Raw genomic sequence first — 13,567 nt, 5'->3', positions numbered from 1 at the left:
TTTCCTCGGGCACGGGGGTGTGGCACTGCGGCTGAGGGCGAAGTATACCCGAGCGTCCGCGGCTGGGGCTCGCTATAATCGTACGCTTTTGGTGTCTGAACGACGGGGTGAGGCATGCGCGATCGACTACTGGCCGCAGAGAAGGTGAATGCCATCGATTGGCGTGATGGCGTCCTGCACCTGCTTGACCAGCGCGCTCTGCCATTCGAGGAGACCTGGCTGGCCTATGCCGACGCCGACGCAGTGGCCGAGGCGATTCGCTTGATGGTGGTGCGTGGCGCGCCGGCCATTGGTATCAGCGCCGCTTATGGCCTGGCCATGGCCGTGCGCCAGCGCCTGGCGCAAGGCGATGATTGGGAGATGGCGCTGGAGGAGGATTTTGACGTCCTGTTCAACTCGCGGCCTACCGGCGCTAACCTGTTCTGGGCGCTCAACCGTATGCGTGAGCGCCTGTTGCGGGTCAAAGAGGGCGACGACGTGGCAGCCATCATGGAGGCCGAGGCCATCGCCATCCATGACAGCGACCGCGAGGCTAACCTGACCATGGCCCAGTTGGGCGCCGAACTGATTCGCAAGCATCAGGGCAACGAGCAGGCCCTGTTGACCCATTGCAATGCCGGTGCCTTGGCCACTGGTGGCTTCGGTACCGCCTTGGGTGTGATTCGCGCGGCCTACCTGGAAGGTATGGTCGAGCGCGTATATGCCGATGAAACCCGTCCCTGGCTGCAAGGTTCGCGCCTGACCGCCTGGGAGCTGACGGAAGACGGTATCCCGGTGACCGTCAATGCCGACTCAGCGGCCGCCCACCTGATGAAGACCAAAGGCATCACCTGGGTGGTGGTCGGTGCTGACCGCATTGCCGCCAATGGCGATGTGGCCAACAAGATCGGTACCTACCAGTTGGCGGTCAACGCCATGCATCACGGGGTGCGCTTCATGGTAGTGGCGTCCAGTTCGAGTATCGACATGAACCTGGAGAGCGGTGAGGACATCCTGCTGGAAGAGCGCAGCGCCAGCGAGTTGCTGGCAGTCGGTGGGGTGCCGGTCGCGGCGGATGTCGAGGCCGTAAACCCGGTTTTTGACGTGACCCCGGCCGACCTGATCGATGTGATCGTGACCGAGAAGGGTATTGTCGAGCGTCCGGACACGGTAAAGATGGCGCAACTGATGTGTCGCAAGCGATTGCACTGACAGGTTTTTGCCTGATTGCGCCCTGATGAGGCGGCTAGCGGGCGTTACTGACGAGCAGTAGGGTAGTAGTGCCGCAGGCTACTCCCACCGTCTGGGCGATTGTGGTAACATCCGACGGTTTCCAAGGCAGGCCTGCGGGGCTGTCTTTACTGCGCAGATCCATGGCTTAACTCGTTGATTTGTCGTAAGTCGCTGCAAGGAGTCACTTTGCAGCGGCGAGCTTCGTTCGTCCCATATGGATGTGACGAGGTTTCACCAGAAAAAGGAATCAGGCTTCTCATGGGCGAACTGGCCAAAGAAATCCTCCCGGTCAATATCGAAGACGAACTGAGACAGTCCTACCTCGACTACGCGATGAGCGTCATTGTCGGGCGTGCACTGCCCGATGCGCGTGATGGCTTGAAGCCCGTGCATCGCCGCGTTCTGTATGCGATGAGCGAACTGGGTAACGACTGGAACAAACCGTACAAGAAATCCGCCCGTGTGGTCGGTGACGTGATCGGTAAGTACCACCCGCACGGTGATACCGCGGTGTACGACACCATCGTCCGTATGGCTCAGCCGTTCTCGCTGCGCTACCTGCTGGTCGACGGTCAGGGCAACTTCGGTTCGGTCGACGGCGACAACGCTGCGGCCATGCGATACACCGAAGTGCGCATGACCAAGCTGGCCCATGAGCTGCTGGCCGACCTGCACAAGGAAACCGTCGACTGGGTGCCCAACTACGACGGCACCGAGCAGATCCCGGCGGTCATGCCGACCAAGATCCCCAACCTGCTGGTCAACGGTTCCAGCGGTATTGCCGTGGGCATGGCCACCAACATTCCGCCGCACAACCTCGGTGAAGTCATCGACGGTTGCCTGGCACTGATCGACAACGCCGACATCACCATTGATGAACTCATGCAGTTCATCCCGGGCCCCGACTTCCCTACAGCTGCCATCATCAACGGCCGCCAGGGCATCATCGAGGCCTACCGTACCGGCCGTGGCCGCATCTATATGCGTGCCCGTTCCACTGTCGAAGACATCGACAAGGTCGGTGGCCGCCAGCAGATCGTGGTTACCGAACTGCCTTACCAGCTGAACAAGGCGCGCCTGATCGAGAAGATCGCCGAGCTGGTCAAAGAGAAAAAGCTCGAAGGTATTACCGAGCTGCGCGACGAGTCCGACAAGGACGGTATGCGTATCGTCATCGAGCTGCGCCGTGGCGAGGTTCCGGAGGTCATCCTCAACAACCTCTACGCCCAGACCCAGCTGCAAGCGGTATTCGGTATCAACATCGTCGCCCTGATCGACGGCCGCCCGCGTGTCCTGAACCTCAAGGACCTGCTCGAGGCATTCGTTCGTCACCGCCGCGAAGTGGTTACCCGCCGTACCGTGTTCGAACTGCGCAAGGCGCGCGAGCGTGGTCACATCCTTGAAGGCCAGGCCGTTGCCCTGTCCAACATCGATCCGGTCATTGCCCTGATCAAGGCCTCGCCGACACCGTCGGAAGCCAAGGAAGCGCTGATCAGCACACCGTGGGAATCCAGTGCCGTGCAGGTCATGGTCGAGCGCGCCGGTGCCGACTCCTGCCGTCCGGAAAACCTCGACGAGCAGTACGGCCTGCGTGATGGCAAGTACTTCCTCTCGCCGGAACAGGCCCAGGCCATTCTGGACTTGCGCCTGCACCGCCTGACCGGCCTTGAGCACGAGAAGCTGCTGGCCGAGTACCAGGAGATCCTCAACCAGATCGGCGAGCTGATCCGCATCCTCAACAGCGCCGAGCGCCTGATGGAAGTGATCCGCGAAGAGCTGGAGCTGATCCGCGCCGAATACGGCGATGTGCGCCGCACCGAAATTCTCGATGCGCGCCTGGACCTGACCCTGGGTGACATGATTCCGGAAGAAGACCGGGTTGTGACCATTTCCCATGGCGGCTACGCCAAGACCCAGCCGCTGGCGGCCTACCAGGCCCAGCGTCGTGGCGGTAAAGGCAAGTCGGCTACAGGCGTCAAGGACGAGGACTACATTTCGCACTTGCTGGTCGCCAACAGCCACACCACCCTGTTGCTGTTCTCCAGCAAGGGCAAGGTGTACTGGTTGAAAACCTACGAAATTCCGGAAGCCTCCCGTGCTGCGCGCGGTCGACCGCTGGTCAACCTGCTGCCGCTGGACGAAGGCGAGTACATTTCGACCATGTTGCCGGTCGAGGAATACACCGAGGGTCACTTCATCTTCATGGCCACCGCCAACGGTACCGTGAAGAAGACCCCGCTGGAATCCTTCAGCCGTCAGCGCAGCGTCGGCCTGATCGCGCTGGAGCTGGACGAAGGCGACGTGCTGATTTCCGCGGCCATCACCGATGGCGAGCGTGAGGTCATGCTGTTCTCCGACGCCGGCAAGGTTACCCGCTTCAAGGAATCCGACGTACGTGCCATGGGCCGTACCGCCCGCGGTGTGCGCGGCATGCGCCTGGCCGAAGGGCAGAAGCTGATCTCGATGATCATTCCGGAAGAGGGCAGCCAGATTCTGACCGCTTCCGAGCGTGGTTACGGCAAGCGTACCGAAATCGGCGAGTTCCCCGAGTACAAGCGTGGCGGTCAGGGCGTTATCGCCATGGTCAGCAACGAGCGTAACGGTCGCCTGGTCGGTGCGGTACAGGTGCAGGACGGTGAGGAAATCATGCTGATTTCCGACCAGGGCACCCTGGTGCGTACCCGTGTCGGTGAAGTCTCCAGTCTGGGCCGTAATACCCAGGGTGTGACCTTGATCAAGCTGGCCAGCGACGAAACCCTGGTGGGCCTGGAGCGTGTCCAGGAGCCTTCTGAAGAGGAAGGTGACGAAGACTACGATGCCGATGCCGAAGCCGAAGCCGGTGAAGCGGGCGAAGCGCCAGAAGCGCAGGCTGCTGGCGACGAAGAGGCGCCTCAGGAATAAGTAACGCAGTAACGTAACCCTGGTGGGGTGGCCGTAGCGGTGTCATTTTTCACACCGCACGGCCTGCTCCACGGACATCAAGAGCAGAGCGAGAGTGGATGTGAGCAAACGAGCCTTTAACTTCTGCGCAGGCCCTGCTGCGCTTCCTGACGCTGTCCTGCAGCGCGCCCAGGCCGAAATGCTGGACTGGAATGGCAAGGGCTTGTCCGTGATGGAGATGAGTCACCGTAGCGACGACTACGTGGCCATCGCCGAAAAGGCCGAGCAGGATCTGCGCGACCTGTTGTCCGTTCCCGCCAATTACAAAGTGCTCTTCCTGCAGGGCGGCGCGAGCCAGCAGTTCGCCGAGATCCCGCTGAACCTGCTGCCTGAAAGCGGCACCGCCGACTATATCGAAACCGGTATCTGGTCGAAAAAAGCCATTGAAGAAGCCCGTCGTTTCGGCAACATCAATGTCGCTGCCAGTGCCAAACCCTACGACTACCTGAACATCCCTGGCCAGAATGAGTGGAACCTGACCAAGGGTGCCGCTTACGTGCATTACGCCTCGAACGAGACCATCGGTGGCCTGCAGTTCGACTGGGTGCCGCAAACCGGTGATGCGCCGCTGGTGGTCGACATGTCGTCGGACATTCTGTCGCGTCCGGTCGATGTCGCCGACTTCGGCATGATCTACGCCGGCGCCCAGAAAAACATCGGTCCAAGCGGCCTGGTGGTAGTGATCGTGCGTGAAGACCTGATCGGTCGCGCCCGTAGCAGCTGCCCGACCATGCTTGACTACAAGGTCGCTGCCGACAACGGTTCGATGTACAACACCCCGGCTACCTACTCCTGGTACCTCTCCGGGCTGGTCTTCGAGTGGCTCAAGGAACAGGGCGGTGTCGCGGCCATGGAGCAGCGCAACCGTGCCAAGAAAGACCGCCTGTACGGTTTCATCGACAGCAGCGACTTCTACAGCAACCCGATCAGCGTCAACGCGCGTTCGTGGATGAACGTACCGTTCCGCCTGGCGGACGAGCGCCTCGACAAGGCCTTCCTGGCCGGTGCCGACGCCCGTGGCCTGCTCAACCTCAAGGGGCACCGTTCGGTCGGCGGCATGCGCGCGTCGATCTACAACGCCCTGGGTCTGGAAGCTGTGGATGCGCTGGTTACCTACATGGCCGAATTCGAGAAGGAGCACGGCTGATGTCGGAGCAGGAACTCAAGGCGCTGCGGGTGCGCATTGACAGTCTCGATGAGAAGATTCTCGAGCTGATCAGTGACCGTGCCCGCTGTGCGCAGGAAGTGGCGCGGGTCAAGATGGCGGCATTGCCTGCCGGTGAAGAGCCGATCTTCTACCGCCCGGAGCGCGAAGCTCAGGTGCTCAAGCGCGTGATGCAGCGCAACCAGGGGCCGTTGGGCAACGAAGAAATGGCCCGCCTGTTCCGTGAAATCATGTCCTCGTGCCTGGCCCTTGAGCAGCCGCTCAAGGTCGCCTACCTGGGGCCTGAGGGTACGTTCACCCAGGCGGCGGCGATGAAGCACTTCGGTCATGCGGTGATCAGCAAGCCGATGGCGGCCATCGACGAAGTGTTCCGCGAAGTGGCGGCTGGCGCCGTCAATTTTGGCGTGGTGCCGGTCGAGAACTCCACCGAGGGTGCGGTCAACCACACCCTGGACAGCTTTCTTGAGCACGACATGGTTATCTGTGGCGAAGTCGAGCTGCGTATTCACCACCATTTGCTGGTGGGTGAAAACACCAAGACCGACAGCATCAGCCGCATCTACTCCCACGCCCAGTCCCTGGCCCAGTGCCGCAAGTGGCTGGACGCCCACTACCCGAACGTCGAGCGTGTCGCTGTCTCCAGCAACGCCGAGGCGGCCAAGCGGGTCAAGGGTGAGTGGAACTCGGCTGCCATCGCCGGCGACATGGCGGCTGGCCTCTATGGTCTGACCCGTCTTGCCGAGAAAATCGAAGACCGTCCGGACAACTCCACGCGCTTTTTGATGATCGGTAATCAGGAAGTGCCGCCGACCGGCGACGACAAGACCTCGATCATCGTCTCGATGAGTAACAAGCCGGGTGCCTTGCACGAGTTGCTGGTGCCGTTCCACGAAAACGGCATCGACCTGACGCGCATTGAAACGCGCCCGTCGCGCAGCGGCAAATGGACCTACGTATTCTTCATCGATTTCATCGGTCACCACCGTGATCCGCTGATCAAGGCCGTGCTGGAGAAAATCAGCCAGGAAGCCGTGGCCCTCAAGGTGCTGGGTTCCTACCCCAAAGCGGTGCTTTGAGGTGATGAGTGGCATGCATGCAGATTTGAATAGGGTCCTGCCCCGTGGTTGAAGTCGTGGTAAGCAAGGTCGAACCGATTATCGGTCGTCTGGTAGTGGTCGGGCTGGGGCTGATTGGCGGATCGTTCGCCAAGGGGCTTCGGGAAAGTGGCCTGTGCCGCGAAGTGGTCGGCGTCGATCTTGACCCTCAATCGCGCAAGCTGGCGGTAGAGCTTGGGGTTGTCGACCGCTGTGAAGACGACCTCGCTACTGCCTGTGTCGGTGCCGATGTCATTCAGCTGGCCGTACCGATCCTGGCGATGGAAAAGCTCCTGGCCCGCCTGGCGCAGCTCGATCTTGGGGCGGCGGTGCTGACCGACGTTGGCAGTGCCAAGGGCAATGTCGTGCGTGCCGCGCGCGAGGCCTTCGCCGAGCAGTTGCCGTACTTCGTGCCCGGGCACCCGATTGCCGGCTCCGAGCAGAGCGGGGTAGAGGCGTCCAACGCGGCGCTATTCCGGCGCCACAAGGTCATCCTGACGCCGCTGGCTGAAACCGACCCTGCCGCGCTGGCGCTGGTCGACCGGCTCTGGCGTGCGCTGGAGGCCGATGTCGAGCACATGCAGGTCGAGCGCCATGACGAAGTCCTGGCTGCGACCAGCCACTTGCCGCACCTGCTTGCCTTTGGTCTGGTTGATTCGCTGGCCAAGCGCAATGAAAACCTGGATATCTTCCGTTACGCTGCCGGCGGTTTCCGCGATTTCACAAGAATCGCCGGAAGCGACCCGGTCATGTGGCACGACATTTTTCTCGCCAACCGCGAAGCTGTTCTGCGCACACTGGATACATTTCGCAGCGATCTCGACGCCTTGCGCGACGCGGTCGATGCAGGGGATGGGCATCAATTGCTGGGCGTTTTCACACGCGCCCGGGTTGCCCGCGAGCATTTCAGTAAAATCCTGGCCCGCCGGGCCTATGTGGACGCTATGAACTCCAACGACCTGATTTTCCTGGCAAATCCTGGTGGCCAACTGTCTGGCCGAATTCGCGTACCAGGCGACAAATCGATTTCCCATCGCTCGATCATGCTGGGTTCCCTGGCAGAAGGCACCACCGAAGTCGAAGGCTTCCTCGAGGGTGAGGACGCCTTGGCGACGCTGCAGGCCTTTCGCGACATGGGTGTGGTCATCGAAGGTCCACACCATGGTCGCGTGACCATTCACGGCGTCGGTCTCAATGGCCTCAAGCCGCCGCCCGGCCCGATCTACCTGGGTAACTCCGGTACCTCGATGCGCCTGCTTTCCGGCCTGCTGGCCGCGCAGCCGTTCGATACCGTGCTGACCGGCGACGCCTCGCTGTCCAAACGTCCGATGAACCGTGTCGCCAATCCGCTGCGGGAAATGGGCGCGGTCATCGAAACCGCCGCCGAAGGTCGTCCACCGATGACCATTCGCGGTGGCCACAAACTCAAAGCACTGACCTACACGCTGCCAATGGCCAGTGCCCAGGTGAAGTCCTGCCTGTTGCTGGCGGGCCTGTATGCCGAAGGCAAGACCACCGTCACCGAGCCGGCGCCGACCCGCGACCATACCGAGCGCATGCTGCGCGGTTTCGGCTACAGCGTGAACGTCGAGGGGCCGACGGCGTCCCTGGAATCCGGTGGCAAGCTGGCCGCAACCCATATCGAAGTGCCTGCTGACATCTCCTCGGCAGCCTTCTTCCTGGTCGCGGCCTCGATTGCCGAAGGTTCGGAGCTGGTGCTCGAGCACGTCGGTATCAACCCGACCCGCACCGGCGTGATTGACATCCTCAAGCTGATGGGCGGTGACATCACCCTGGAAAACCAGCGTGAAGTCGGTGGCGAGCCGGTAGCTGACCTGCGTGTACGGGGCGCTAAACTCAAAGGTATCGAGATCCCTGAGCACCTGGTGCCGCTGGCGATCGACGAGTTCCCGGTGCTGTTCGTCGCTGCGGCCTGCGCCGAAGGGCGTACCGTGCTGCGTGGCGCTGAAGAGTTGCGGGTCAAGGAATCCGATCGTATCCAGGTCATGGCCGACGGCCTGCTGACCCTGGGTGTGAAGTGCGAGCCGACCCCGGACGGCATCATCATCGATGGCGGTTCGATTGGCGGTGGTGAAGTGCATGGTCATGGCGACCACCGTATTGCCATGGCGTTCAGCGTTGCCTCGCTGCGCGCCACTGCGCCGATTCGCATCCATGACTGCGCCAACGTCGCCACGTCGTTCCCGAACTTCCTGGCGCTGTGCGCCGAAGTCGGTATCCGTGTAGCTGAAGAGGGCAAGTCGTGAACGTGAATGCGCCCGTCATTACCATCGACGGTCCAAGTGGTTCCGGCAAGGGTACCGTTGCCGGCCTGCTGGCGCGTGAACTGGGCTGGAAACTGCTGGACTCCGGTGCGCTGTACCGCTTGCTGGCCTTTGCCGCCAGCAATCACGGCGTCGACCTGACCAACGAAGAGCTGTTGGTCAAGCTGGCCGCGCACCTGGACGTGCAGTTCATCGCTGCCGAGCCTGGCAAACTGCAGCAGATCATTCTCGAAGGCGAAGATGTCAGCAATGTCATCCGTACCGAAACCGTCGGTGCCGGCGCTTCGCGGGTGGCCTCGCTGCCCGCGGTGCGTGATGCCTTGCTGCAACGCCAGCGTGCATTTCAGGAGACGCCGGGGCTGATTGCCGATGGCCGCGACATGGGCACTGTGGTGTTCCCGGATGCGCCACTAAAGGTTTTTCTGACCGCCAGCGCTGAAGAGCGTGCGCGTCGCCGTTACTTGCAGTTGAAGGCAAAAGGCGAAGATGTTAGTCTGTCGAGTCTGCTAGATGAGATTCGTGCGCGTGATGAGCGCGACACCCAGCGCGCAGTGGCCCCGCTCAAGCCGGCGGCCGATGCGATACAGCTGGATTCCACGGAGTTGTCCATCGAGCAGGTGCTGGAACGCATCAAAAGCGAGATCGCCCTGCGCGATATCGCCTGATGACCAGGGAAGCAGGCAGGGGCACCAGTCAACGTCCTGTCGGCTTTCCTTTATATGAACGAAACCCACATTGTCTGGAATGTGGCTGATGGGCGTATGTCCCGCCCTAATCTACAGGAATTAAAATGAGCGAAAGCTTTGCAGAACTCTTTGAAGAAAGCCTGAAAACCCTCAATCTTCAGCCGGGTGCGATCATCACCGGTATCGTTGTCGACATCGACGGCGACTGGGTTACCGTACACGCTGGCCTGAAGTCCGAGGGCGTCATCCCGCTCGAGCAGTTCTACAACGAAGCTGGCGAGCTGACCATCAAGGTCGGTGACGAAGTTCACGTTGCGCTGGACGCGGTCGAAGACGGCTTTGGCGAAACCAAACTGTCCCGTGAAAAAGCCAAGCGCGCCGAGTGCTGGATTGTTCTGGAAGCAGCTTTCGCCGCCGAAGAAGTGGTCAAGGGCGTTATCAACGGTAAGGTTAAAGGCGGCTTCACTGTCGACGTTAACGGTATCCGTGCGTTCCTGCCGGGCTCCCTGGTTGATGTCCGCCCAGTGCGCGACACCACCCACCTGGAAGGCAAAGAGCTGGAATTCAAGGTCATCAAGCTGGACCAGAAGCGCAACAACGTTGTCGTTTCCCGTCGCAGCGTCCTGGAAGCCGAAAACAGCGCCGAGCGCGAAGCTCTGCTGGAATCGCTGCAGGAAGGCCAGCAAGTCAAAGGTATCGTCAAGAACCTCACCGACTACGGCGCATTCGTTGACCTGGGCGGCGTTGATGGCTTGCTGCACATCACCGACATGGCCTGGAAGCGTATCAAGCACCCATCGGAAATCGTCAACGTTGGCGACGAGATCGATGTCAAGGTTCTGAAGTACGATCGCGAGCGTAACCGTGTATCCCTGGGTCTGAAGCAACTGGGTGAAGACCCATGGGTTGCTATCAAGGCTCGTTACCCAGAAAGCACCCGCGTAATGGCGCGTGTTACCAACCTGACCGACTACGGCTGCTTCGCAGAGCTGGAAGAAGGCGTGGAAGGCCTGGTACACGTTTCCGAAATGGACTGGACCAACAAAAACATCCACCCTTCGAAAGTCGTTCAAGTTGGCGACGAAGTGGAAGTTATGGTTCTGGACATCGACGAAGAGCGTCGTCGTATCTCCCTGGGCATCAAACAGTGCAAGTCCAACCCATGGGAAGACTTCTCTGGCCAGTTCAACAAGGGCGACAAGATCTCCGGCACCATCAAGTCGATCACCGATTTCGGTATCTTCATTGGTCTGGACGGCGGCATCGACGGTCTGGTTCACCTGTCCGACATCTCCTGGAACGAAGTGGGCGAAGAAGCCGTACGTCGCTTCAAGAAGGGCGACGAGCTGGACACTGTGATCCTGTCCGTAGATCCAGAGCGTGAGCGTATCTCCCTGGGCATCAAGCAACTGGAAGACGATCCGTTCTCCAACTACGTTGCTGTCAACGACAAAGGCGCTATCGTCAAAGGTACCGTTAAAGAAGTTGACGCCAAGGGCGCTATCATCACCCTGGCCGACGACATCGAAGCCACTCTGAAAGCTTCCGAAATCAGCCGTGACCGCGTTGAAGACGCGCGTAACGTCCTGAAGGAAGGCGAAGAGATCGAAGCCAAGATCATCAGCGTTGACCGTAAGAGCCGTGTCATCAGCCTCTCCATCAAGTCGAAAGACGACGCTGAAGAGAAAGAAGCTATCCAGAGCCTGAAAGAAACCGCTCCGGAAGCTGCTGATACCACCATGGCCGCGCTGCTGCGTCAGGCAATGGCCAAACAGAACTAAGTTCTGCTTGGGTATTGAAAAAGGGCGACTTCGGTCGCCCTTTTTTGTGCCTGCGATTTAACCTTGACCCGACGGGCAGGTTTGGCTGTAACCCTTGCGTGGGCTGATGTTGTGGAGGGTGATGGCAAAAAGATATCGTTTTCTTGAGGTGAGGACGGAACAAGAATCTTCGATTAAGTCAATAACCGGCCTGTTCAAATCCCTCAGGTCATGCTAAAAACAATGAAGCAATGATCTAGCTGCTTGATAAAGAAGGGAAAAATATGACGAAGTCGGAGCTGATCGAACGTATTGTCACCCATCAAGGGCTGCTCTCATCGAAGGATGTCGAGCTGGCCATCAAGACCATGCTTGAACAGATGTCACAGTGCCTGGCGACTGGCGACCGGATCGAGATCCGGGGCTTTGGTAGCTTTTCCTTGCACTACCGCGCACCACGGGTAGGGCGCAATCCCAAGACCGGTCAATCTGTCAGCCTTGACGGCAAGTTTGTGCCGCATTTCAAGCCTGGCAAGGAGTTGCGGGATCGGGTGAATGAGGAGGAGAGCGATGCCGAGCATGAGGGGGAAGCGCGTGCATAGGGTCAATCGGGTATTGATAGTTTTGCTGTTGCTCCTGCTGGTGGCTTTCACATTGCTGTTCACTTTGGAGAATCAGCAGGCCGTAAGCTTGACGTTTCTGGGTTTCATTTTGCCGCCTCTGCCGGTAGCAATATTGTTGGTGATAGCCCTTGTGCTGGGTCTTCTGATTGGGCCTGTTCTGGCTATGTTGGTGGTATGGCGTGGTCGCCGCAAGATTCGCCAGGCAGTGCGCGACTCGCTGTGAGTGCAGGTGGCGCTCTCTGAAGAGCAGCTAATTGGCTTGTTGTCCAGGCGCCAGCCTATTTCGTTTTTGTTTTTCAGAAATGATACATATTCGCATTTTGGTGTGATGCAGTCGACAGCCGGAAGACTCTTACAGTGAACTTCTAAGATGCCTACAAGTCAGATAAGCTTGCTTTGCCAGCATAAAGCTATCAGCTGTTCTGGACATAATTAGCCTTTATTAATATAAATGTAGGCTAGTTGGGATTCCACCGTAGGAAAGTTTATATACTGAGTCAGACTCTTCTGGTTTTGGGGGCTGGCATTGAGCGAATTACCACTGTCACCTATTCTTTGCACGCGTCCGCACCTGGTTTTCCTGGTTGTCGAGCTAGCGTCACGAGCCGGTGAGCTGTACCCAAGGAAACGTAAATGGTTAGTGAGCGCCTGGTCCGGAACGACGAATTGGACCTGACTGAACTGTTCAAAGGGCTGTGGAAGCAGAAACTGCTGATCCTCCTATGTACTACCGTGGTCCTTTCCGCGGCTGTTACCTACGCCTGGACGACCCCCCCAAGCTATGAAGCAAAGATGTTCATCCAGCCACCCAGCCAGAGTGACATTGGTAATCTGAACTATGGGCGGGGAGGCGACAGCAATTTGGAAGTGCTTCGGGTCAAGGATGTCTATGATGTCTATCTGAGGTGCTTGCAGTCCGAATCGTTGCGTTGGGAGCTTTATCGCAGCGTCTACATGCCAGGCTTGACGCAGGAGCAGCGTGAAGGGCCGCAGAATGCCATGTTTGCCCGGTTCAGCCAGTCGCTGGTGGTTGCTCAGGCCAGTAAGGACGATCCAACCCGCTTTTCCGTTACTGCGACAGTGACAGACCCGCAACAAGCCGCACAATGGGTGACCGCTTTTGCTGCACGGGCCGGTGAACAAGCCCGGGACGAAATACTGAGGAACGTCAAAAGCGATGCGACGATAAAGGCTGATAACCTGCAAAAGCAAATTGACGCTCAGCAGGCGAGTTCGCGCAAAGAGCGAGAGGATGAAATTGTCCAGCTGAAAGAAGCGCTACGTGTCGCAAAGTCAATCGACCTGGAAAAACCGCCGATAATCAGCGGAAAACTTGCTGCAGAGGTATCCGCTGGCATGGATCATTCACTGATGTACATGCGCGGAAGTAAGGCGCTTGAAGCGGAGATAGATAACCTGCAAGCGCGCCAATCCGATGATCCGTTTATTGGCAACCTGCGTCAGAAGCAAGAAAGCCTGGCATTTTATCGTACGCTTGAAGTTCCTCCGTCAAGTATCAAGGTTTACCGTCAGGATGGCATTGTCGAAGTTCCTGATCGCCCAGTCAAACCCAGGAAGATGCTGATCGTGGCTCTGGGGTTGGCGCTAGGCTTTGGGTTGGGCATTTTTCTGGCCGTGCTGCGTTTTCTGATAGTGGACAAGGCCAACGAAAGGCGTGCAGTGTGACAGCATGACAGTTGTTGTGGTTGTTCAATCTTCAGGCGGTGGCCTGATGCCTGGGTTCTAAAGCGTTTGTGAGGTGGTTTGTTGAATCTGGCTCAGGTCAAGACGTTATATAAAAA

The 13,567-nt window shown here is 59.1% G+C and carries 10 protein-coding genes; all 10 read left to right on the top strand.

The window, feature by feature from the left end:
• The first annotated feature begins 114 nt into the window (after positions 1–114).
• The 10 genes from mtnA to I5S59_RS13660 all read left to right on the top strand — a co-directional run bounded on the left by mtnA (position 115) and on the right by I5S59_RS13660 (position 13,451).
• Positions 115–1,191 carry an S-methyl-5-thioribose-1-phosphate isomerase gene (gene mtnA, locus I5S59_RS13705; RefSeq protein ID WP_197877087.1) on the top strand — a complete coding sequence of 359 codons (1,077 nt, stop codon included), beginning with the start codon at positions 115–117 and terminating at the stop codon, positions 1,189–1,191.
• Between the two features lie 279 nt (positions 1,192–1,470).
• The gene (gyrA, locus tag I5S59_RS13700) at positions 1,471–4,113 is read left to right on the top strand and encodes a DNA gyrase subunit A (RefSeq protein WP_197877086.1); all 2,643 of its coding nucleotides are present in this window, start codon (positions 1,471–1,473) and stop codon (positions 4,111–4,113) included.
• Positions 4,114–4,213: 100 nt separating this feature from the next.
• Positions 4,214–5,299: a 3-phosphoserine/phosphohydroxythreonine transaminase gene (gene serC / locus I5S59_RS13695; RefSeq protein WP_197877085.1), complete on the top strand. Its 1,086-nt coding sequence runs from the start codon at positions 4,214–4,216 to the stop codon at positions 5,297–5,299.
• Positions 5,299–6,393 carry a prephenate dehydratase gene (gene pheA / locus I5S59_RS13690; RefSeq protein WP_107026308.1) on the top strand — a complete coding sequence of 365 codons (1,095 nt, stop codon included), beginning with the start codon at positions 5,299–5,301 and terminating at the stop codon, positions 6,391–6,393. Before serC ends, pheA begins: the two co-directional genes overlap by 1 nt.
• A 77-nt stretch (positions 6,394–6,470) precedes the next feature.
• Entirely contained in the window at positions 6,471–8,678 is a 2,208-nt protein-coding gene (locus I5S59_RS13685) for a bifunctional prephenate dehydrogenase/3-phosphoshikimate 1-carboxyvinyltransferase (RefSeq protein ID WP_332262074.1), read from the top strand.
• The gene (gene cmk, locus I5S59_RS13680; protein WP_197877083.1) at positions 8,675–9,361 is read left to right on the top strand and encodes a (d)CMP kinase; all 687 of its coding nucleotides are present in this window, start codon (positions 8,675–8,677) and stop codon (positions 9,359–9,361) included. Before I5S59_RS13685 ends, cmk begins: the two co-directional genes overlap by 4 nt.
• Before the next feature lie 125 nt (positions 9,362–9,486).
• The gene (rpsA, locus tag I5S59_RS13675; RefSeq protein ID WP_045180061.1) at positions 9,487–11,163 is read left to right on the top strand and encodes a 30S ribosomal protein S1; all 1,677 of its coding nucleotides are present in this window, start codon (positions 9,487–9,489) and stop codon (positions 11,161–11,163) included.
• A 263-nt stretch (positions 11,164–11,426) separates the two neighbouring features.
• Positions 11,427–11,744 carry an integration host factor subunit beta gene (gene ihfB / locus I5S59_RS13670; protein WP_197877082.1) on the top strand — a complete coding sequence of 106 codons (318 nt, stop codon included), beginning with the start codon at positions 11,427–11,429 and terminating at the stop codon, positions 11,742–11,744.
• Positions 11,698–11,988 (top strand): LapA family protein, encoded by a 291-nt coding sequence (locus I5S59_RS13665; protein ID WP_332262073.1) that lies wholly within the window; start codon positions 11,698–11,700, stop codon positions 11,986–11,988. Before ihfB ends, I5S59_RS13665 begins: the two co-directional genes overlap by 47 nt.
• 443 nt (positions 11,989–12,431) lie before the next feature.
• A complete protein-coding gene (locus I5S59_RS13660; protein ID WP_232239737.1) occupies positions 12,432–13,451 on the top strand; it encodes an LPS O-antigen chain length determinant protein WzzB in 1,020 nt (339 codons plus the stop codon).
• The last annotated feature ends 116 nt before the right edge of the window (positions 13,452–13,567 follow it).

Source organism: Pseudomonas alkylphenolica (genome assembly GCF_016009175.1).
Lineage (GTDB): Bacteria > Pseudomonadota > Gammaproteobacteria > Pseudomonadales > Pseudomonadaceae > Aquipseudomonas > Aquipseudomonas alkylphenolica_B.
This window is presented reverse-complemented; position numbering and strand designations above follow the sequence as displayed.